At 59.4% G+C, this 19,537-nt stretch carries 31 protein-coding genes; 5 read left to right on the top strand and 26 right to left on the bottom strand.

The annotated features are described in order from the left end of the window. Positions 1–27: 27 nt before the first annotated feature. The 11 genes from ACTG19_RS19960 to ACTG19_RS19910 all read right to left on the bottom strand — a co-directional run bounded on the left by ACTG19_RS19960 (position 28) and on the right by ACTG19_RS19910 (position 9,719). Positions 28–1,245, bottom strand: coding sequence for a phage capsid family protein (locus ACTG19_RS19960; RefSeq protein WP_439989487.1), 1,218 nt, complete (start codon positions 1,243–1,245; stop codon positions 28–30). A 72-nt stretch (positions 1,246–1,317) separates the two neighbouring features. Next, positions 1,318–2,247 carry a hypothetical protein gene (locus ACTG19_RS19955; protein ID WP_439989486.1) on the bottom strand — a complete coding sequence of 310 codons (930 nt, stop codon included), beginning with the start codon at positions 2,245–2,247 and terminating at the stop codon, positions 1,318–1,320. 208 nt (positions 2,248–2,455) lie between these two features. Continuing rightward, positions 2,456–3,142, bottom strand: coding sequence for a Rha family transcriptional regulator (locus tag ACTG19_RS19950; protein WP_167570025.1), 687 nt, complete (start codon positions 3,140–3,142; stop codon positions 2,456–2,458). Between the two features lie 314 nt (positions 3,143–3,456). After that, positions 3,457–5,583 (bottom strand): portal protein, encoded by a 2,127-nt coding sequence (locus ACTG19_RS19945; protein ID WP_439989485.1) that lies wholly within the window; start codon positions 5,581–5,583, stop codon positions 3,457–3,459. Next, positions 5,583–7,286, bottom strand: a complete 1,704-nt coding sequence (locus ACTG19_RS19940; RefSeq protein ID WP_439989484.1) for a terminase — start codon at positions 7,284–7,286, stop codon at positions 5,583–5,585. The genes ACTG19_RS19945 and ACTG19_RS19940 overlap by 1 nt, the downstream gene beginning before the upstream one ends. Then, positions 7,283–7,843, bottom strand: coding sequence for a hypothetical protein (locus tag ACTG19_RS19935; RefSeq protein ID WP_439989483.1), 561 nt, complete (start codon positions 7,841–7,843; stop codon positions 7,283–7,285). The genes ACTG19_RS19940 and ACTG19_RS19935 overlap by 4 nt, the downstream gene beginning before the upstream one ends. Positions 7,844–8,179: 336 nt before the next feature. After that, on the bottom strand, positions 8,180–8,341 hold the full coding sequence (locus tag ACTG19_RS19930) for a hypothetical protein (protein WP_335820446.1): 162 nt from the start codon (positions 8,339–8,341) through the stop codon (positions 8,180–8,182). A 71-nt stretch (positions 8,342–8,412) separates the two neighbouring features. After that, on the bottom strand, positions 8,413–8,643 hold the full coding sequence (locus ACTG19_RS19925; protein WP_439989482.1) for a hypothetical protein: 231 nt from the start codon (positions 8,641–8,643) through the stop codon (positions 8,413–8,415). A gap of 1 nt (position 8,644) precedes the next feature. Next, on the bottom strand, positions 8,645–8,869 hold the full coding sequence (locus tag ACTG19_RS19920; protein ID WP_439989481.1) for a hypothetical protein: 225 nt from the start codon (positions 8,867–8,869) through the stop codon (positions 8,645–8,647). 53 nt (positions 8,870–8,922) lie between these two features. Then, positions 8,923–9,405, bottom strand: a complete 483-nt coding sequence (locus ACTG19_RS19915) for a TIGR02594 family protein (protein ID WP_042880549.1) — start codon at positions 9,403–9,405, stop codon at positions 8,923–8,925. Further along, positions 9,405–9,719: a phage holin family protein gene (locus ACTG19_RS19910; RefSeq protein WP_439989480.1), complete on the bottom strand. Its 315-nt coding sequence runs from the start codon at positions 9,717–9,719 to the stop codon at positions 9,405–9,407. The genes ACTG19_RS19915 and ACTG19_RS19910 overlap by 1 nt, the downstream gene beginning before the upstream one ends. Before the next feature lie 121 nt (positions 9,720–9,840). Here ACTG19_RS19910 and ACTG19_RS19905 point away from each other — a divergent pair, with 121 nt between their 5' ends. After that, positions 9,841–10,002 carry a hypothetical protein gene (locus ACTG19_RS19905; RefSeq protein ID WP_439989479.1) on the top strand — a complete coding sequence of 54 codons (162 nt, stop codon included), beginning with the start codon at positions 9,841–9,843 and terminating at the stop codon, positions 10,000–10,002. A gap of 62 nt (positions 10,003–10,064) precedes the next feature. Here ACTG19_RS19905 and ACTG19_RS19900 read toward each other — a convergent pair whose 3' ends face one another. The 15 genes from ACTG19_RS19900 to ACTG19_RS19830 all read right to left on the bottom strand — a co-directional run bounded on the left by ACTG19_RS19900 (position 10,065) and on the right by ACTG19_RS19830 (position 17,359). Then, the gene (locus tag ACTG19_RS19900) at positions 10,065–10,763 is read right to left on the bottom strand and encodes a TIGR02642 family protein (RefSeq protein WP_439989478.1); all 699 of its coding nucleotides are present in this window, start codon (positions 10,761–10,763) and stop codon (positions 10,065–10,067) included. Then, positions 10,756–11,184, bottom strand: a complete 429-nt coding sequence (locus ACTG19_RS19895; RefSeq protein WP_439989477.1) for a hypothetical protein — start codon at positions 11,182–11,184, stop codon at positions 10,756–10,758. Before ACTG19_RS19895 ends, ACTG19_RS19900 begins: the two co-directional genes overlap by 8 nt. Beyond that, positions 11,181–11,510, bottom strand: a complete 330-nt coding sequence (locus ACTG19_RS19890; RefSeq protein ID WP_439989476.1) for a nuclease domain-containing protein — start codon at positions 11,508–11,510, stop codon at positions 11,181–11,183. The genes ACTG19_RS19895 and ACTG19_RS19890 overlap by 4 nt, the downstream gene beginning before the upstream one ends. Further along, positions 11,507–12,100 (bottom strand): DUF1367 family protein, encoded by a 594-nt coding sequence (locus ACTG19_RS19885; RefSeq protein WP_421257627.1) that lies wholly within the window; start codon positions 12,098–12,100, stop codon positions 11,507–11,509. The genes ACTG19_RS19890 and ACTG19_RS19885 overlap by 4 nt, the downstream gene beginning before the upstream one ends. A gap of 2 nt (positions 12,101–12,102) precedes the next feature. Next, on the bottom strand, positions 12,103–12,330 hold the full coding sequence (locus ACTG19_RS19880) for a hypothetical protein (protein WP_439989475.1): 228 nt from the start codon (positions 12,328–12,330) through the stop codon (positions 12,103–12,105). Continuing rightward, positions 12,327–12,623 carry a hypothetical protein gene (locus tag ACTG19_RS19875; protein WP_439989474.1) on the bottom strand — a complete coding sequence of 99 codons (297 nt, stop codon included), beginning with the start codon at positions 12,621–12,623 and terminating at the stop codon, positions 12,327–12,329. The genes ACTG19_RS19880 and ACTG19_RS19875 overlap by 4 nt, the downstream gene beginning before the upstream one ends. A gap of 75 nt (positions 12,624–12,698) precedes the next feature. Continuing rightward, complete coding sequence (locus ACTG19_RS19870; RefSeq protein ID WP_439989473.1) at positions 12,699–13,001, bottom strand: hypothetical protein; 303 nt, start codon at positions 12,999–13,001, stop codon at positions 12,699–12,701. Continuing rightward, positions 12,988–13,659 (bottom strand): replication protein P, encoded by a 672-nt coding sequence (locus ACTG19_RS19865; protein WP_439989472.1) that lies wholly within the window; start codon positions 13,657–13,659, stop codon positions 12,988–12,990. Before ACTG19_RS19865 ends, ACTG19_RS19870 begins: the two co-directional genes overlap by 14 nt. Beyond that, positions 13,659–14,630, bottom strand: a complete 972-nt coding sequence (locus ACTG19_RS19860; protein WP_439989471.1) for a replication protein — start codon at positions 14,628–14,630, stop codon at positions 13,659–13,661. Before ACTG19_RS19860 ends, ACTG19_RS19865 begins: the two co-directional genes overlap by 1 nt. Beyond that, positions 14,627–15,541 carry a DNA cytosine methyltransferase gene (locus ACTG19_RS19855; RefSeq protein WP_439989470.1) on the bottom strand — a complete coding sequence of 305 codons (915 nt, stop codon included), beginning with the start codon at positions 15,539–15,541 and terminating at the stop codon, positions 14,627–14,629. The genes ACTG19_RS19860 and ACTG19_RS19855 overlap by 4 nt, the downstream gene beginning before the upstream one ends. After that, entirely contained in the window at positions 15,538–15,690 is a 153-nt protein-coding gene (locus ACTG19_RS19850) for a hypothetical protein (RefSeq protein WP_439989469.1), read from the bottom strand. Before ACTG19_RS19850 ends, ACTG19_RS19855 begins: the two co-directional genes overlap by 4 nt. Positions 15,691–15,744: 54 nt before the next feature. Then, positions 15,745–15,963: a hypothetical protein gene (locus ACTG19_RS19845; protein WP_439989468.1), complete on the bottom strand. Its 219-nt coding sequence runs from the start codon at positions 15,961–15,963 to the stop codon at positions 15,745–15,747. A gap of 5 nt (positions 15,964–15,968) precedes the next feature. Next, positions 15,969–16,367, bottom strand: a complete 399-nt coding sequence (locus ACTG19_RS19840) for a hypothetical protein (RefSeq protein WP_439989467.1) — start codon at positions 16,365–16,367, stop codon at positions 15,969–15,971. A 41-nt stretch (positions 16,368–16,408) separates the two neighbouring features. Then, positions 16,409–17,110 carry a phage antirepressor KilAC domain-containing protein gene (locus ACTG19_RS19835; protein ID WP_439989466.1) on the bottom strand — a complete coding sequence of 234 codons (702 nt, stop codon included), beginning with the start codon at positions 17,108–17,110 and terminating at the stop codon, positions 16,409–16,411. 33 nt (positions 17,111–17,143) lie between these two features. Next, positions 17,144–17,359, bottom strand: a complete 216-nt coding sequence (locus ACTG19_RS19830; protein WP_439989465.1) for a Cro/CI family transcriptional regulator — start codon at positions 17,357–17,359, stop codon at positions 17,144–17,146. Between the two features lie 132 nt (positions 17,360–17,491). Between ACTG19_RS19830 and ACTG19_RS19825 the strand changes: the two genes are divergently transcribed. The 4 genes from ACTG19_RS19825 (at position 17,492) to ACTG19_RS19810 (ending at position 19,305) form a co-directional block, all read left to right on the top strand. Further along, a complete protein-coding gene (locus ACTG19_RS19825; protein WP_045789798.1) occupies positions 17,492–18,106 on the top strand; it encodes a helix-turn-helix domain-containing protein in 615 nt (204 codons plus the stop codon). 5 nt (positions 18,107–18,111) lie between these two features. Further along, on the top strand, positions 18,112–18,333 hold the full coding sequence (locus ACTG19_RS19820; protein WP_439989464.1) for a hypothetical protein: 222 nt from the start codon (positions 18,112–18,114) through the stop codon (positions 18,331–18,333). Between the two features lie 195 nt (positions 18,334–18,528). Continuing rightward, positions 18,529–18,831, top strand: a complete 303-nt coding sequence (locus ACTG19_RS19815) for a helix-turn-helix domain-containing protein (RefSeq protein ID WP_439989463.1) — start codon at positions 18,529–18,531, stop codon at positions 18,829–18,831. A 228-nt stretch (positions 18,832–19,059) separates the two neighbouring features. After that, on the top strand, positions 19,060–19,305 hold the full coding sequence (locus ACTG19_RS19810; RefSeq protein WP_439989462.1) for a hypothetical protein: 246 nt from the start codon (positions 19,060–19,062) through the stop codon (positions 19,303–19,305). The last annotated feature ends 232 nt before the right edge of the window (positions 19,306–19,537 follow it).

The raw sequence follows: 19,537 nt of genomic DNA, 5'->3' as shown, positions 1-19,537 counted from the left end.
ACCCCCTCGCTCGGGTGGGTGGGTGGATTAGCGTGCGACGGCGCTGACTGCGGTATCCAGCACCATGCAGCCATGGTCCTGAACGTTGCCGTTGCGCTGCTTGAAGCGGATCTTCTGCAGGCCGGATACCCAGCTGATGGAGATCTCGGTGCTGTTGCCATGGTCGGTTTTCTCTTCGTGCATGCCGAAGGAGCCGCCCTGCTCGCCAGAGCCGAAGGCGTTGGCCAGCGCCTGACCGCCCAGCAGCACGGCGCGGTCGATGGTGGTACCAGCAACCTTGTCCACTTCCGCACCGGTCGCGGAGTTGGCTGCGCACACCTTGACGGTGCTGCCCTGGTTGAAGCGGATCGGCATGCCCTTGTAGGGCTTGACCAGGATGCCGCGCCACATCGCACCTTCACCACGGAAGATGGGGTGATTCCAGCCCTTGCTGCGCTCAATTGCGGCCGCCAGCATTGCCTGCCAGTCCTTGCCGGAGGTGGAGGTGTAGAAGTCGTGCCACTGGCGCGGGGTGACATAGAGCACGTAGAGCGGCTCACCACCGGACGGATCCGCCACCATGCGGATCGGCTGGATGGGGTTGGCCATCTCGGACAGGAACAGCGACATGTTGTCCACGCAGCCCAGATTGAAGCGGTCAGCCGCGTCGATGGCTTCGAAGCTGGTCGCATCACCACCGAAGAAGTGGCGCTCGTAGGTGGGCGCAGTCAGCGGGTTGATCATGATGTCGGCAAATTCCGGGTCATCCGCCAGCGGCAGGATGATATCGGTCGCGTAGTAGTCGCCGCGGGCGCCGGCCAGCTGGGCAAAGCCGCGCTGGTCAACCAGGTGACCGTAGTAACCGTCAGCAAGCAGAGTGCGGGCGGTCTTGATCAGATCGTGCTTGGTGCGCTGCTGGCTCATCTTGCCGCCAGCATCCACGCCGTGGCGGGTCTGGTTGATTTTGAGCGAGAAGTCCGCAAAGGACAGAGACTCCAGGCGGCCATCCAACTTCTGATCACCCATGCTCGGGCGACCGGAGAGCTGATGGAACAGCTGCATATCCACGGAATCGCCGCGCTGCTTGGCCAGGTCGGTGATGCGAACTACCGGTGCACCTGCACTGGTCTGTTTGCCGCCGTTGACCTTGGCGCCCTTGGGGGCCTCTTCGGTCAGCATGTTCACCAGCGAGTGGGAACGGTTGGCCGCGGTAAACAGGGCGGCCTGCAAAATCTTGTTGGCTTGCGCCGAGGTGACTTGGGTCATGATCCTCTCCTACATGAAAACAAAAACCCCGACACAGTGGCCGGGGTTGGTTGATGTAAACGTGGTTGTGGGTTAGAACCCGGTTTGCTCCAGCAGCGCCTCGATCTGGGCGTTGCTCATAGCACCAAGCTCACCGACCAGTTCGGTCTGGGACATGGCGCCATAGCGCTCGACACCCGTTGCCGGTGCGTGATGGGTTTGGCCGAGTTCTGATGGGCTGGACGGGATGTGATCAGCGGGTTTCTCTGCCGCCTTGCCGGGTGCCTTGGCGGGAGGCGCTTCAACCTCGTCACCAAAGGCCAGCTTGGTGCGGCGAGCCACTTCTGCGAATCGCTCCGCCAGCGGCTTGTTGCTCCACGCGGGGTCGGCCTGCAACTTGTCATCGATAGTGAGGGCCATATCGAAGCGGTCTTGGTCGCCGTCACGCCATGCGGCCAGGTCAGGTACCGCCTGCAGTGCGGCCTGTGCCGGGTTGGCGACTGGCTGAACCTGTTGCGGCGCGGCTTGCGGCTCCAGCTTTTGGAGTTTGCGGGCAATGGCAGCGATGGACTTGCCGAGATCCGGGTAGTCCTGCGCCAGTTGCTCCAGCTCTTCCTGGCTGATGTCGTCCGGGTCAACAGATGGGTCGATCCCGTTCTTCTCCAGCAGCGCCTGCAACTTATCCCGCTCTGCCTGTGCCTGCTGCGCCTGAGCCAGCCGCTCACGCAACTGCTTGGCTTCATTGCGCGCCTGCTCCAGCACTTCATACGGGATGGTGTGTTGACCGTTCTTGGCCATAACGACCTTTTCAGGTGCGCTGGCCTGTTCCTCAACCTGATTGGCTGCGGCTTGTTCGTTACCGGCTGCCACCTCGCCCGCCGACGGCGCGGGTTCTACGTCCGTTTGCTTGGTGTCAGTGCCATTGTCCAGATCGACATCGGGCGCTTGCTCAATCTCGGCCAGCATGGCTTCCAGTTCGTCCAGGCTTTCAGTTCCGGTCAGGTTATCGATGGTTTTGCTCATGGTCGTCCTCGTGGGTTTTCAGTGGGTGGTATCGCTGCCCAAGCGGGGGAAGGCTCTCGGTGAAAGCGCTCCCCGGCTGGGGCTGGGCATAAAAAAAACCGGCGCAATGGCCGGGTCTGGAAATGAAAAGGCCCAATCTCGAAAGACTGGGCCATGATGGAGAAATCCTAACGCTGGGCGGGATAGCGGTCAACAGTTTTGATATTTGCTAGCGAGGCAGCGTTAGGGCAGAAATTCGCTGGTTGAGCGCAGTCATTGCGGCGCTCATCAGGTTAGCAAGTTGCTCATTGCTCATGAAATCGGTAGAGCGACCAAGTTGTTGCGGGTTGCTCAGATCAAGCGCAAAGGTAGTGTCATTCACCGGGTAGAGGGTGATGGCGTCGCCGGTGCCACCTACTTCACCGCTTTGGGGGTCGATGCTGAGCATAAAGCGGGTGGTGAAGGCTTTTTGGCAGAGCGCCTTAGCCAGCTGCTGGCTGCTGCATTTGTGCAGCTCACTGGCAACAGGTGGAAATGGAATGTCGTCTACCAGTGTCGCCAACTCTCGGCGGTGGAGTTCATCGGCCATGCGGTTGAACTCGGCTATGTAGGCTTCTTTGATGGCGGCTGCCTTGGTGCCGGTGAAGCCCATCACCAGAAAGATAAAGCCGTCTTTGGTCATGTTCCAGATCTTGTATTCGGTAGTTCCACCGTTGGGCTGCTGAACAGTCTGGGATGCCTCCTTAAAATTAAGGAGGCGAAAATCTGAGCTGCATTGCAGTGTTTTTAGCTTGGCTAATACGTTGTCGTGGCGCTTACCGAAAGCCTCGGCAACTTTGATGGAAGTGGTCATCAGCGCGCCGCTTTCGACGACGGCAACGAGGTTCTGCATGGTAGCGGGGGCGATAGCGTTCATGGTTAGATTCCTTTGTGCAAGTGAATCGTCACCGAAGAGACCAATCTTACTGGTGACGAACTGAGCAGGATTGGTCTTACCGGGCACAAAGGAAACCGGCGCCCCCGAAGGGGCTCCTGCCCAGCCCGTCATAACTGAAATTGCGGGTACTACTGGGCCGCACATAAAAAAACACGCTGGCGCGTGTTGTGCGCTTTATGCATACGGGAGACCAACCCCGGCAACGGATTTTGCCGTTGCTTTTCTAGTATCTAGAAACATGGGCATGGTTGTCAATCCATTAAAAAGCCCAGCACCTACTGGGCTTGGATTCATCAGAGCGCGATCGCGTCTATCTGCTGCTGAATGGTGTCCAACAGCTGGGCCTGCAGGGCTGCCTGCTCGGTCTGCATCGCCTGCTGCTGGGCGGCTAACTGCTCCATCTCCTGCAGGGTCTTGCCGGTCTGAGCCTGCTTGAGGGCATCCTCGAAGCGGATAGAGTCGGTCAGCTTGGTGATGCGCTGGGCCTCTGCCTGCCACTTGGCGGCCTTGCCTTCCAGCTCTGCCAGCTTGGCCTGCATCTCCTGCATGGCCATCTGCTGCTGCATCTGGGCCAGCTGTGCCTGCTGCTCTGCGGCGGCGCGCTCCTCCTCGCTCATCTCCTCCGGATCCTTCTGGATGTTGAGGGCATTGCGGATCCGCTCCACGAACTCTGCCTTGCGCGGTACATCCATCAGCTCGACCAGCAGGTCAAAGCAGGCACCTGCAGCCTCTGGCGGAAGTTGGGACATAGCCTGGGTCATCCGCTCGGCCAGTTGTTGCTTGTAGGCGGCAGTCTGCTGGATCGGCGCCAGTGCGATATGGGCCCGCAGCCGGGTCACATCGTTGGTCAGCTTGCCCCCTTCCTGCTCCACGTTAATCACCACAGCCTTGCGGCGGCGCGGGTCGTCGCGGTTGACGGTCACCTTGTAGTTGCGCTTGCTGGCCATATCCTCAAGCAGATAAGCCAGCGCCAGTTGCCCAACCTGCTGGCAGCCCATCCGGTAGTTGTCGTTGATCTCCGACAGGGTGGTCGCGCCCTGCTCCACCAGGTTGCTGATGGCAACGCCAGATTGGCCGGTCGAGCCCTGCCCCAAGAAGGCGGCATAAACCCCCATGGTATCCTGAATGAGCTTCACCGAGTCCTGCATCACCTGGAACTGCTGGGCCGCCACGTTGAAATCCTGCTCCACCTTGAAGGCGTCGCTCACGCTGGTCTTGTTGGCGCGGTCAGGGTTGAGCTCAATATAGCCATCAGGGCGCTCTACCTGCTCCAACACCTGATCCCGGCTCATGTTGGTGGCGTCCTTATCCATGATGACGCGCTTGGCCTGCAGCAAGAAGGTGAGCTTGATACGGCGCAGGTTCACCTCATCCTGTGCCGGCATGGCGCGGGCAATAAGGCCATAGGGCTCGCCGGTGCGGTCCTTGCGGTACCCCCAGAACGGCACCAGCGGATACATGTTGTGCGGGGCGGTGCAGGGGCGATCGACCAGATGATGGGGGCCGACGAACCATGACTCGCGGATCACGGCTACCGGACAGCGCTCCAGCCTGGCGCGGCCGCTGGCAATAGCGGCGCGGTGCAGCTGGTTGCTCTTGTCAAACTCCAGCGCCCGGCCAGAGTCGAGCATCAACACCTGACGCATGGTGTAGGTGCGGTAGTAGACCACCTGCAACAGGACGCGATCCCGCTCCCGGCTGCACCACTCAATCTCCTTGCCGCTGAACTGGCTCCATTCGTCATAGGCGCTGACAAGGTTGGGATCCAGCCCCTCTATGGCGGTCAGGCTGACCATACCGGCCCAATCGTTGACGCCCCACTCCAGCGCCTGAGCCTTGCTCGGGAACATGGTCTTGGCCTCATCCAGATCAACCCAGCGGCGGCGCATCAGCCAACGGCAGTCGCTCAAGTCAGGCTCACGGCTGTGCCAATCCCAATACACCTCGTCACGGTGGACGCTGCTGAACTTGTAGCGCGGGCCGAACGGGTCACTGCGGCGGCTTACCTCCACCCAGCCCAAACCGGTCTTGATCTGGCCGCCATATGCCTCGCCCCGGGCGCGATCCAGCCCACCAAGGCGGCACATGTCGGAATATTCGGCGTTGACGGCCTCGGCCAGCTGCTCTAGCTCGTCGTCGTGGTCATCAGCGACAACCATCAGATCGGTGCGGCTCTTGGCCTCCATGCCCAGCACCCCATCAATGGTTGGGGCGATCAGGTTGTGAACGGTGATGGGCTGGCCCCGCTCCTTGAGCACCTTGACCACCTCGGGCGGCAGCTGGTCGCCGTCGTAGTAGGCACAGGAGCGATTGGCAAGGCTTCGCCAGTCTGGCTGGCCATTGATATCGCTCATCAGCGCGAGCAGCTTCTGCGTATCGAGGCCGCCCTTCTCGGGGGCTTTGGGTTGTGAGTTGATCATCAGTTGGCCATCCAATGCTTGGGTTTACGGGTGGATTCGGGTTTGACGATGCGGGCAGGCATGCGGGCGCGCATCTCTTGGGCAATCATGTAACTCATCAGTTGGTCGTCGTAGCAGCCTTCCTGGGCGTTCATGCTGCCGGATTTGTCGTAGACGTAGGTGGTTGCTTCGGAAATGGTGCCTATCCAGCGGATCCCGGCCTGACCGGCACGCAGCAGGGCCTTGAGACCATCCACCACGATCGGCTTGGATTGGCGTGTGGTCAGCCAGCCGAGGCGCTGGGTCTCATCATCCCGATCCCGGTCGATATACTCCTGGGTGTAGATGCGGCGGGTAGGGTAGAGCTCGCGCAGCTTGAGCAGGACGGCGTGGCCGTGGTTGTTACGCTCAGGGCCGATATAGGCAGGGCCATGCTCTGCGGTGCCGTAGAACTTGCCGACGTGGGCCAGCAGTTGGGCAAAGAGACCGGGATCCAGATGGCCGAACCAGTGGGCCACCTGACGCCCGTCACTCTTGGCGATCACATCAAAGCTGGAGCGGTCACCGTGCTCGAGGCCTTCCGCCACGTCGGCGCCAATGGCGTAATCCTCATCTGGATCGGGCAACTCCCACACCAACAGCATGTTTTCGAGGGAGCGCTGGCCCTGCTCGTCCAGTTTGTCCGGCTTGCGGGCCTTCTCACGCTTGCCGGTAACGGGATCCATGTCATAGACGATGAGAGGCGGCATGCAGTCGCCCTCTGCCTCCATGGTGGCGATGGGGTCGAATACCCTACGGCCAGAGGTCAGGAACGCTTCCAGCGGCGTGCTGGGGAACTCCTGCTTCATCTCTGCGCCCAAGGTGGACTCTTTCAGCACGTACCACTGACGCTGCTCGTCGCTGATGGTGCAGTCCATGGCTTTCTCAACCGCGGCGAAGTAGTCAAGCTGTGCCTTGCTGGCCACCACGCCAGACGCGGGAACGTCGGCGCGATACTTGGGGTCCTGCCACCAGGCGAAGAAGTGGAACTTCCAATCCAGCTTACTGAGCTCACCGGATGCCCTGGCCAGCTCGAGGGACTTCATGCTCATGGCGTGGAAGTCGCCTCCCACACCTTCGGCAGTGGACTCAATAAAAGCCACGGCGCCCGGGTGGATAGCCTGCAGGGTACCGGTACGCACCTCCTTGGCCTTCTCCGGGTACTTGGCGCAGATCTTGCCGTGCTCTGACACATGCAGGCGCTGGACGGTACCAGAGCGGAAAGAGGTGGCCACCTGAATGCTGGAGCCGTGCCGGAACAGGATATGACCGCCATTGGCCCCGCCGCGCCGAGTAACCACCTTGAACTGGGCCTTGAGCCAGCCCGGCAGGTTATCGAACGGGACTTCAATCTTGGTGCGGTAGATTTCCCCTGCTGCCGTCAGATCCTGGGCGATAATCCCGCACTTGATGTTCTTGTTGAACAGCGCCTCATCCAGCAGATAGATATCTATGGCCGTGGAGAACCCGAGCTGACGCGCCTTGAGGATGATGTTTAGCCACCACATGGTCTTGAACAGCAGCTCCTGCGCCGGACGCAGCCGAAAACGCACCAGCTGGCCCTGCTCGTTCTCGATCATGTAGAGGTTGTTCATCCGCCACCACTTATCGCTGAGCTTTTCGCGGATGCAGGCAATCTGCTCCTGCTCAGTCATGGCGGAGATGTCAAGTTCGGCCGCTGTCACGACATCAGCCCTCCGGTGCCCATCTCGTGCAGCTCCGAGAGCATCTCACTCACTGGGGTGGTATCACTGCCGCCATCCTTCTCCAGCCGATCGGCTTCGGCCGTCAGCTTGCGGGTGGCCGCCTTGATGCGCTTGGTGTCCGCCTCAATCTTGGGGCCGGTTACCTCATCGATGCGAATGGCGCTCAGGGTGCGCTCGATGGACTCAATCCGCTGGATGTTGCGGTCAAGGGCCTGCTCGGCTTTCAGGATCTTGTCATAGAGCCCAATCCGGTCGGTCATCTCGGTGGCATCCAGCAAGTCCTGATGCAGGTTCTGCAGGGTCTTGGTGACAGAGATAACGCGAGCCCGGGTGAATATCAGCTCGTCCCGCAGCCTCAACTCCTCGGCCTGGTCGAACAACTCAGGCGAATCGAGGAACTGGGCGTAACCACCGTGGGTCTTGGCTATCTGCATGCCTGGCTTGATGTTGGCGGGCGGGTTCGGGTTGCCAGAATTACCTACCGACTCCTTGTGCCCCTCGGTAAAGCGGCCGCTGCCATCCCTGCCGCTCCCCATCTTGTTTTTCGGCGCTTGGCCTGAGTCGTCAGGGGTTTGTGTGGATGAAGATGACCTTTCCCCTCTTCCCTCTCCCCTCTTGGTCTTGCCTTCATTCCCATTGGGTTGCGCACTTTGCGCAGATTGCGCAGTTTTGCGCACTTCGGATTGCGCAGATTGCGCAGCTACGCGAGATTTTTCAGGTTGTGCAGGGGATTGCCCCCGAGATTTCAAATAGCGACGCGCCGAGTTGTAGTTCAGGCCGCGGCTGTCACACCAGTCTTTTGCACTGATGCCGGTCGCTTCGTGCTCCTGCAGGTATTCTGCATTGAGCTGTGCCCAGTCGGTCTTTGCCATTTAGAGAGATAGCTCGCCTTCGACAACGGTGTCGCCGGGTACGGGCTGATGGGTTGCCGGTACCACTACGGAGACGCCGGTATTGAGAACAACCAGGGCATGACTGCCGTCATACGCCTTCACATGAGTGATCACCCCGGTCACGGTAATGCCATTAACCACTGCATCGCTCCAGCGCATCGAGATAGTCCAGTAGGTCGGCCGTTGATTCCCCAGAAAGACAAACCCCGCCGTTATTGGCGGGGCTCCATGTCAGCCTGGGAGTGGGTGGCGGGCAGTTTGCCGTTTGGCTTGGCGTCGTCTGGCAGCTGGCCAGAAGCAGCACCGAAGCGCTCAGCGAAACGACCCTGAGGGTCACTATGGTTTTGGTCATAGCTTTCCTGCACCTCCCTTGCCCGTTCCTGCTTAAGCCAACGGCCCAGAAGGGCCGTTAGAATGTCGAGCAGTTGGAGCAAGCTGTTCATGTTATTGCTTCCGGGCTTTATCAGCCGGTAGGTTCAGGGCCAGCTTATCCAGCACCTTGATGAGACCGACCAGAAAGGCGTCTACCTTCCCGATAATCTCATCATCCCGGGTGGACGGGGTGACGGCCGCAATCTTGGCCAGCCCCTGCACCACCATGGACGCGCCGCCCACTACAGCCATCAGGATGACAATCCAGTTGATGACCACCTCAACGATGTGTTCCATCGCACTCTCCTCTGCTGTTACCGGTTACCCGGCGATATTGGCAAGGCTTGCGCCTATGCCTCGGACTTCGAGAACTCTGCCGCAGCCATCACAGGCAATTCCCCCACAGGCTTCGGCTCACCGGCGGGCCAGCGGTATGCGGTTACCCGGGAGCGAGGGAACGCCTTCACGTTCACCGCGTCCGCTTGGTTGCCGCCCAATACCAGCAGATTGCCAGCCTTGTCCTGCCCCACGACGAACCCAACGTGTCCGCCACCATCCCGGGAGAACACCACAACGCAGCCTGCCACCGGCTTTTCCAGCTTCTCCCCCCAGGAGGCATAGGAACGCGCACCCTCGAACCGGGTGGACTGAATACCGACCCGCTCCAGGCACGCTCCAACAAAGGCGGCACACCACGGGGTTTCATCATCACGGATACCACCCCGCTTGATGGCCTTCCACATCGCCACGATCTCGGGGTTGTGTTGGGGCCCCTTAATCTCCGTCAACCCGATATGCCTACGGGCTTCATCTACCCAGCGCATTTTCACCATCACCCCCTCCCTCCCATCCAGCCGGTTGCCCGGCGTTCGTACAGCTCCAGTGCTTTCGACCCCATCAAGCCAGCCAGGCCAGCCATGAAGCCGCACAACGGGAGCGGGGCTGCGATGTACCAGCTCAGCAGCATGGTCAACATCCCGGCGAAGCCTGACACCACAACTTGCAGCGCCGCCTCCGCCCAGCGGAATTGCCGACCTTCGCGTTTCACTGTCTGTATGTAGGTCACAAGCCCTCCCCATACGCTCAGCCCGCCGAACGCCAGATAGGCGAGCATGCTGTAGTTCTGTGGATCCTTGTCAGGCGTCATCGCCCCTCCAGAAACGACAAAGCCCGCACGATGGCGGGCCGGAAATGAAAAAGGCCAGAGTCCCGGGGGAATCTGGCCATCTTTGATAGATACTAACGCTGGGGCAGTGGGGATTCAAGCAATGGAGCTTTTTACTCAAGTGGTTTGTGATGCGCCAACTTATACCTTGAAGTTAATTCCAAAATTATTCTTTAGCGATGCAATGGCCTTGCGCCTTATCGTCTCAGTTGAACCATTTCTAGCCAATGACTCAAGTCCAATGATTCGCGAATTTGCAGGGTGATTCCCTTCACTCCAGACGCTCTTTTGGCTTGGCATATCACCTGTCTTTGTCATGGCCCGCACCTACGCCGCCCGCATCTGGCGCACCTGTCGGTCCATAATCTTGGACAGGTCGGACGCCTGGTGGATCACCTCATCAACTAGCCGCTCTACGCGCTGGCGCATCTCCTGCCCGAACCGGCGTGACACCATATCAGCATGCGGAACGACTCGCCCGGTACCGTGGCACTTGGGGCACTCGTCCCCCTTGCGCGGGCGGATCCCGGTGCCATTGCAGTGCGGGCAGCGCCCTGACTGCATCATCTCGGCGACACAGTGGTCATTGGCCAGGGACAGGATCTCGTTCCGCTCAGCCAGCAGGCGCTGGTACTCGTGATCATTGCCGGCCCGGTGGGCGCGCTTGGCCTTCTCCATCACCACGGCGGCCCGGCGGCGCTCCTTGTCATAGTGAGGGTGGCAAAGTACCAGGTGATCCAGCTGCTCAGGCAGCGGGCGGCGCAGCAGGATAGCCAGCGCCATGCCACCGACCTCTTCATTACCGGTAGCGTACTCAAAGTGCGCCAGCAGCTCAGAGATGGCAGCAGCATCGAGCAGGTGATCGGCCATCAGGAACTGGAGCCCCTGCGGGTTGTTCTTGGCGGCCACCTGCAGGGCACCGATAAAGTCGTCACGCCCCAGGGCATTGAAGTTGCTGGAGGTTGGATCATGGAGCGCCCCTTTTGGCGTGAACAGGCGCAGTGCCATTTCCAGTGAATTACTCATGGGTTGGTCCTCGTTGGTCTTGGTCCTGATTGAAAGCGGTAAGCAGCCAGGCGCGCAGTTGGCCGGATTTGACATGTTCCGGGGTGACCTCAAGCACGGTCCACCCGAGCAGGGCGGCCTCGTTCATCTTGGCGCGGTCCTCAACGAACCCCTTGCCACGAGTGTGGCGCCCACCGGAGTGGATCCCGCCATGGATCTCGACGGCGATCATGCGGGTGGGCCAGGCGAAGTCGAGGCGCCAGCGGCGCTTGGGGTGGAATACCAGCTCGGTGGCTGGGTCAGGGAAGCCGACCAGCTGTGCCAGCACCTTGCCGTGCAGCTCATCCACCTGCTGCGCCTTCTTGACCTTGTTCACCACGGCCTTGGCTTTCGGGTTGTTGCCGAGCAGGCGGCTGGCATCGATAGCGGATAGGTGGATCATGCCGCCCCCTTCACACTGACAAGCCCACGCATCACCCAGCTGTGCAACTGACGGGTCAGGGCGCTATAGGTGACCTCTTCACGCTCACCAGGCTGCCAGTCGTAGGCAATACGGCCATCAATGGCGTCATGGCAAGCACAGCACGCCTCCACTGCCACCAAATCATCCCCCTTGAGCGCCATTCCATGCGGGGCGCTTGGCAGGTGAGCCAGCACGGTGGTTTCAGTGCCACCAATGCAGACCCCGGCAAGCTGGATCTTGCAGAACTGGCCGCGAGCGCCATCGCGCAGGTCGCTGGAGCGGATTGGGCTGGTCTCGAATCTCATCCGGCAAACCCCATCAGCTGGGCGCAGGCGTTCTCAGCTTCCTCCTCGGTGGCAAACTGCTTGCTCAGCACATAGCGCCAGCAGACCCCGAACACAGCCCGGTACAGGTCGGAGAACTCAGCCTGATCCATCTTGGCGAAGCTGACGCTCTTGGCCTCCTTGCGCATGCCGCCATCCGGCAGTATCACCACGGTGTAATAACCGGCCTCGACGGTGAGCCACTTGCGCATCACCTCAAACGACTTCTCAGCCTGGGGACCGTGGCGCTCGATACGGCTGCTGGCCAGCTGGTCGATAAACTCATCCTTGGCCTTGTTCAGCACGTTGCCAGCGCCGAACTGGGCGAGGTAGCGAACGAACCGGGACAGGATCCCCTGCTCTGCTGGCGAGACCATACCGCCAGTTGGCTCCCAGTAATCGAACGTCAGGTTGAGCAGGGCGAAGAAGCGGCGATGAAACGCCAGGTTGCGTCGTCCCTTCCCCTTGGCCAGGATGGTGGTACCGATCGGCATCAGCTTGATGGCTTCGGCATCGGCCGGAGTTGACGGGGCAAGTACCCCGCCGGACATTTTCAGAAGGGTAAGCTCCATCCTCACCCCCGCTTGGCTTTGTTGCGGCGCTTGGCGGCGGCACGCTGGCGTTTGGCAGCCCTGTCATTGCGCGGGTTGGACACCGGCCAGCTGCGATTTTTCAGGGTGATAGGCGAGCGGGAGGGACCAACCCAGGCGCACATTCCTGCCAGCATGGCAAGGTGAACCTGCAAGCGAAGGTCTGTGCCCAACTGGCGGGCCATGCGAAGGGTGCTAGCGAATAAGCTCATGCTGCCACCGCCTTAGCCGCAATGGCTTCCGCAGTGGGGAACGGCGAAAGGCTGTAATGCCACACCTGCTTGCCGTTGATGTTCTTGTTGCTGGCGTGTTTTTCCCAGCCATGGCAGCACACTTCGCGCAGGCGGGCGCTGATGGCGGCTTGGGTATCGGCTTGGCCGTAGCGGCTCCAGCACTCGCGCTCAATTTCGCGCAGGGTGCGGGCTTTTCCGTCGCGCATTATCGCTATGACGCGGCCCAGTTGGGTCGCAACGGATAGATCTCGGGTATTCGATTTTGCGGTCATGGTCGGGTCCTTTTGGTCAACGGCCGGGTGGTCTAGGTCCGGCCTGAAACATGTTACGGCGCGTTATACCGCTTGTCACGGGTTGGCAAGGGCCGCGCCTCCAAAGTTATCCACAGCTCCATTTGCAGCACTACCTCTCAACACCAGCACTGGCGCGCCTCTCAGCCGTTTGACCTCCTCCGCCACTTGCTCAGGCGTCGTGTCGAGCACCAGCCAATGCCCTGCCCCGCGCTGACAATCGGTGTGCCCCAGCACGGCGATTTCGTCTGCCACCTCCAGCAGCACCCGCTCCCCGCACCAACCCCGGACGGGCGGATAGATCACCACCCGGCAAAACTTCGCGGCCTTGACCGCAGCGATCACGTCAAGATTGAACATTGGCCATCCCTCCACGCTTGAACAGGGCCTTGAGGCTTTCCACGCCACGCTGGCCGGCTTGCTGGTAATACTCGGGGCTGTGCTGGACCTGCTCACGCGTTGGCAGCCCTTTGCGCACCTCCGTCCCAAGATCCTCTCCGGCAACGACCCGGCGCAGCAGCTGGGCGTATGCCTGCTCGAACACAGGGCGGTACGCATCCAGACTGAGCGTTTGGCGTTCCCAGCTCGTCGCCTTGGCGGCCAGCTCGACGGCTGGATGGGTGTAACGCCGGGTGCGCACCTCAACCAGAGCGGTGTCCAGCGATGGCAGGCCAAGCGACTCCGGCGTGATCTGGCACCACCTGATAAACCTGCTAGTGCTCGGGAACCACTCTCCGCCCTGGCTTCGTGCTGTTCGCATTCCCTGGCTCAGTTGCTCACGGCTGGTGCAGTTGGCCTCGACCAGCGCAACCGTCCACTCTCGCAGTGCCCTGGCCTGCATCTCGGGATTGGGGAAGGCACGCTGCCAGGCAGGGAAGATCACCTTGAGCTGCTCGAACAGCATGGCGACCACCTGGGTATCCTGCTCGGTTACCACCGCAGCAACCGGGCGCACTGGCGTGACAGGCAACTCGCTCGGCATACCAGCAAGGACCTCGCTTAACGGTTTCATGGTCATCAGAACCCCTCCTGAATTAACTGGTTGAGCTTGTCAGCGTTCATGGTCTTGGTCAGATCCCACTCATCGCCACGCACCGGCTGGCGCACCACACCGGCACGCTTGGCGGTGAGCTTGTCCCACTGCTTGCGCAGGGTCTTGGGGCACAGCACGTTGGCAGACCAGAACGGGTCGAGGTTGGCCCATTTGAACAGCGAGCAGATATCGTGGTGGGTGTACCCAAGCTGGGTTCGCATCAGACGGATATCGTTCGCCCACTGCGCCCAGTTTGGGGCCTTGGCCGTGGGGTTCACTACCAGCACCCTGCCGTGGATGTATTCAGCGCAGGTCAGGTCATCCTGAGTGCCCCAGAATTTCCCGCTCGGGGTCTGGATGGCAGCATCTGGCCGAATCTTCTCGACAGCAGCAGAAACCGATTCAACAACGCCGGCGTCGGGGAGCGCGTCAGCGTTCTTCGACGAAGAGGTTTTTATATTGTCTTTGGTAAGACTGTCTTGGGTGTTGGGTGTTTTCACCCGATTTGAAATGTCAAAACGCCCATCATTTTGGGTAGAATTACCCGGTTTTTTGGTGAAATTACCAATACCCTTTTGGGTCTTCTCTCTGGCGTATTCCCACTCACTGATCACCTTGTTTACGCCCACAATTTTCATATGGCCGAGCTTCTCAAGAGTGATAATTCGACGTCGAGCCAACACCAGAAGAGCCTTGTTAACATCGGACGGATCCATGTCGCACAGGTCTGCCAAATAGGTGTTTGTGAGGCGATCGCGCTTCTTGTTCCAGCCATAGGTGGAGTAGATCACCGCATCAAGGACGTTGAGCTCTCTCCCTGCCATGCGCAGCTTGCACTTGGCCTTCTGGATCTCATTCGCCGTGCGGGTATACCCATCATCAAGGTCAGCCACACGAACCTCCTTCTGGGTGGTTTGAGGGGCGCTAGGCCCCGGGAATTTAATAACGGTGTTCATGCCGCCTCCACCAGAGCCTGAATGATCCGCTTGCCAGCCAGTGGCGGCACGGCGTTGCCAGCCATATGAACAGTCAGCCGGTGGTTGTCTGGGCGCTTGATATCGCGCGGGAAGCTCATTGCCAGCAGGTTTTCTTCTGCTGTGAGCATCCGCATCCTGTTGCCGTCCACAACAGCCCAGCGATCGCGGGTGGTGATAGTGCCAATCGGGCGCTCAATGCTTCGCCCGGTGCGGGTGTTGCCGTAGTAGCTCATCACGAACCGGTCTCCGTGTACTGCTCTACCGTTGGCAACACGCTCCAGCGTTGCCTCCGCCCGCCCAGGCTTGGCTATTGGTGACCAGCGCCCAGCGTTGAAGTCAATGAACTGCGACGCTGGAACATGGTCCAGCTTCGGCAGGTTCAGGATTAATGGGTTTGCTGAGCGAGTGCAGACGATAAACATGCGGATCCGCTCTTGTGGCACCCCGAGATCGGCGCAGTTGACCACATGCGGAGCCAAGGAATAACCCAGCGCCTGCATGGCAGCAGCCCATGCCGGATACAGCGACCAATCAAGGAACTCGGGCACGTTCTCGACGATGGCGGCTTGCGGCCGGTGAAACTCGAGGGCAGACACCACGGCCCACGCCGTTGAACGGCTGGCGTCGTGCTGCGGGTTTCCATTTGCCTTGCCGCGAGCTTTGCTGTGCCCCTGGCAGCATGGTGAAGCGAGTAACAGGTCATGGCTCGGCACCTGAGTCCAGTCAGCTTGGTGCAGGTCTTGGCAGATATGCTGGGTGTCCGGGTGGTTTTCACTATGCCAGTGCACAGCTTCCTGCCAGTGATTGGCAGCCCAAAGCACTTCGCAACCTGCCATAACGGCGCCGGTAGACCAGCCACCAAGGCCAGCAAAAAGGTCGATTGCTTTCATGCCGCCACCTCCCGCTCAGTGTATTCACACCCCGGGCATTCAAATGAGCGATCATCGGTACCGGTGCGCAGCTCGCTGCCGCAAATGGGGCAGTGATCCAGATCGGCACAAAGGGGGTGGCCCAGCTGGGCCTTGGGTTCAATGGTCATTTTTGAGGTCCTGAATTAACAGCCCGGTGGTGAGGCGGGCCTGATTGATAATGGTTATGCGCAGGCTTGCTGGTCGGCGCGCTCGATCTTGCGGGCCATCAGCTCGCGGGAAAGCTGGGTCGCGGTGCGATCAGTGCCAGCGGCCTGCGCAATGGTGATCACCGAGTCATCGTCCAGGTGCAGGGCAAGCTCGTGCATTACGGCCTTGAGGACGACGTTATCCCGATCGGTGACATGCTCGGGTTTCGGGCGGGGTTTGGTATTGCTGAACATGATGGTTATCTCCCTAAAACGAAATTGATGAGATCTTTGAGCTTTTGCACCGGCTTCTTGGGGCGCTCTTCGTTATATGCTGCCTCATCCTCTGGCGAGAAAGTCAGCAGGCCGCGCTCTGGCAGGCCATCGCCCTTTAAAATCTCCTCGACAGTGACGGGCGGGTAACCCTGCTCGATCAGGCTCCGATTGGCCCGTTTGACGGCTCTCGCCAGTATCTGCGGCTCGTGCTGAGATATGGAGTTAAGGAGCATCAGCAGCGAGGTGCGGGCAAATGCGGTTTCAGTCATGCCGACTTCGGCGCCGACTTCCTGCCACACTTGTCGGTGGCCTACAGTGCCGCGCACCCGCAGGGGGGAAACGGCGTCCATTTTTTCGTGATCAGACAGTGCTGGTCGTCCCATGGTCAGGGTCCTCTGGTGGTTGGGGTAAAGCTGGCCGCTGGTCAGGCGGCGATGGGTTTCAGGTAGCCGAGATCAATCAGGCGCTTGGTCAGCCACTGCTGGCCTTTTCCTGTCACCATCGGAGTGAAAGTGGTTATCGTCTCGTCGTTGTGAGTGCGAGTGCCCTCTTTGACGGTGAAGTAACCACGCTCGATGTAGTCCTGAAACGGCAAGTTATGCCGATTACCGCCACTCATGAGGATGCGATGCTCACGCAAAGCACGGAACAACACATTCTGGCCGAGGCCCACGGCGCGGGCGTAGTTGCCGATATTGACGCCCTTGTCGTCACCGGCAACGCGATCGGCAAATGCCACCTTGGGTGCCTGAACCGCCAACAGATGGTTTTTCTGCTCCACTTCCAGCGCAAGGCGTCCGGCCTCAAGCAGCGCGGCGGCATAGGTCTGCGGGATCTGCGGCCCCTGCTGGGATTCCAGCTCCTGCCAGCGCTTGATGATCGCCATGCGCAGGGCGGCACTGTAGCCAGCAACAAGGCAGAGGGTTTCTTCCTTGGTCAGCAAAAGGCACGGCTGGGTGCGACCTCTGCCGTCTTTGTAATCGGCTGGCTTTTCAGCCGATTGAATTTCGACCAGCATTTTGCGGATATCGGCCAGAACGTTCTTGTGCTCTTTCCCTGTCAGTTCAGCGATCTCAACGCTGCTCATGGTCTGGTCGTTGTTGTTGATAAGGCTCAGATTGGTCATGGTCTTGGGTCCTGTGGGTGGTTGGGCGGCTGGTTAGGCCGCTTGCTGGGCGGGGTGGTCCTGGTCCTTGATCAGGGGGTAATCCTCCAGCCCCAGCCGCAGCTCCCCGTTGCTGGCGATGACAAAGCTGACGGCATGCTGGGCCGGGACAACCTCGCCCCACTTCACGGCCACGCTACGAGCGATACCGATCGCCTTCATGGCGCGGGCCATGTTGCCGAAATGGCGGATAACGTCTTGTTTCTTCATTGGTCGGGTCCTGTGGTATCTGACAATACAAGGGCATTCTCATTCTTAAAACCGAACAAGTCAAGCGATCGACATTAAGCACATGTAATAGGTGAAAATAGAAAATGGTTTTATTATGCGAACGAGATCAACATGACCTCTTTTAGAGACCGACTGGAATACATGCTCAAAGAACGGGGCTGGAAGCAAGCTGACCTGGTGCGCAGGTCTGGGGTCAGCAAAGCTGTGGTCTCCGTTCTCTTGTCTGACCCGCTCAAGGATTTGCGAGTCAGCAGCCTGCTTTCTATCGCCAAAGCGCTCGGTTGCGATCCTCTCTGGCTCTACACCGGTAAAGAAAGTGGCACCTATGTCTCCGATATTAACCTTGGTAAGGTGCCAGTCTGGGAAATGTCAGATCTCGGCAAGCACCCGACCGATGCTCTTTCAACCTTGGATAGCGGACGCCACCTATTCAGTGATGCCAATGGGCATCTGATTGGCGTGGTTGCCAACGATGACAACCTTATCGGTTCTGGCATCAAGAGTGGTGACATCTGCGTCATTGACCTGGCAGATCGGGAACCACGCCATAACGATATCGTGCTGGTGCGACTGGATAGCAACAATCAGGAGCGCTTACTGAAGGCGCTGGATGGCCTATCAGGTATTACATTGGTCACCGATGATCCGCGACTGGGTGTCATCCCAGTCAAAGAGGCGCTGATTTATGGCCGAATGGTTGAACTGCGTAGAGACGTCAAGGAGTAACCGCCATGGAAAAAGGCGAGCGTGAAATGATGAAACAGATGGCGGCAGAGGCAAGAGCAGCAAGGCATAAGGAAGATGAGCGATTAAACAGAAACGTGACATTAGCCATGATTATTGGCTTATGCGCCTCCCCCTTTGCGTTTCACGCCATCTTTGATACGGGCCTCTACACCTCAGCATTTCTTGGTCTCGGTGTAGCGATAGCCATCAATATCTACCTGAAATAACAGCACCAATCTTCACTAAGAGCCCGCTTTATGCGGGCTTTTTTGCATCTCTCGATCGGCAGTAATGGTGCTCACTCCAAAAAAAATTCGTTATCTCGAACATTTTATATTGACTGGATGGTTCGCAACTATTAACCTCCATCTTGTTCGGTAAAGCAATCGAACGGCCAAGACCAAAACAGCAAGGGGTTCTCAATGAAAACGCTAGGACAGCGCATCGAAGCAAGGTTGGCTGAGTTGGGCATTAGGCAAGTCGAATTGAGCAGGCGCACCGGGGTTTCCCCGGCTGTCATCAGTAGGGCGATCAACAACCCTGATCGCGAACTGAAAGCCCCAACCCTGTTTGCCATCGCCGATGCCTTGCAGGTTGATGCGGAATGGCTGTTTCGGGGGCGCGCCAGCCACAGCGTGGCCGAGCCAGCACCAGCGCCCACCCAGCGCCGACCGCTGCCGCGACTTAATCGCAGCAAGTTTTACCCGCGCACATTTTTTAACTGAATTCAGTGCCACCCAGCAATCAGGACCAAGCCCCTAACCAGGGCAGAAGTGAAAAGCGCCTGACCAGCGCGTAAGAACGACAAAGCCCGCACAGGGCGGGCTTTGAAGGACCAGGGTACCACCCCCAGTCAGAGAAAGCCGAGGGACCAACCCCGGCAATCAGGACCCCAACCAGTTGACCCGGTGGGAATTAGCGAGGACCAACTCGCCAACAGGAGTAAATGTACCATGACCAAGAGCATTTTTTCCAGAGCCGCGCATCACGCAGACCAGATCCTCTTTGCCATCGCTGACAAGTTCAATGGCAATGCCGCCCGCCGCCGCGCCATCAAGCAGCGCTTGACCGTTGCCATGATGCAGACCGAGCAGCACAGAATTGTGGCAGCCCGCGCAGCCCAGCGCCGCACCACAGGCTTTACCAAGCACAGCGCCCTTCTCCACTGGCGCATGCAGTTTCACCGCTCCGCAGTTTGATAACAGGGTCGAGCCCTCCCACGCATAGGGCTCAAGCCAAGACGCATTTAATAGGCACCGCGAGTGTGTCTCGGCTTTCTGCAACCTCTTTTTGCCAAAAGAAGCAGCGTTGCACCGCTCTTTAACAACTTGGATTGGGCAGTCACCGCTCGCAATCTGCTGGCCCGGCAGATCGCCATTAACCCGTCAAACCGGAACATGGCGCTGGAAGGTGACAGCTAGCCACTGGCAA

Origin of the sequence: Aeromonas sp. 3P, from assembly GCF_051919745.1 — a bacterium.
Lineage (GTDB): Bacteria > Pseudomonadota > Gammaproteobacteria > Enterobacterales > Aeromonadaceae > Aeromonas > Aeromonas veronii.
The sequence above is the reverse complement of the archived record's forward strand: the minus strand, read 5'-3'. Positions and strand labels throughout refer to the sequence as shown.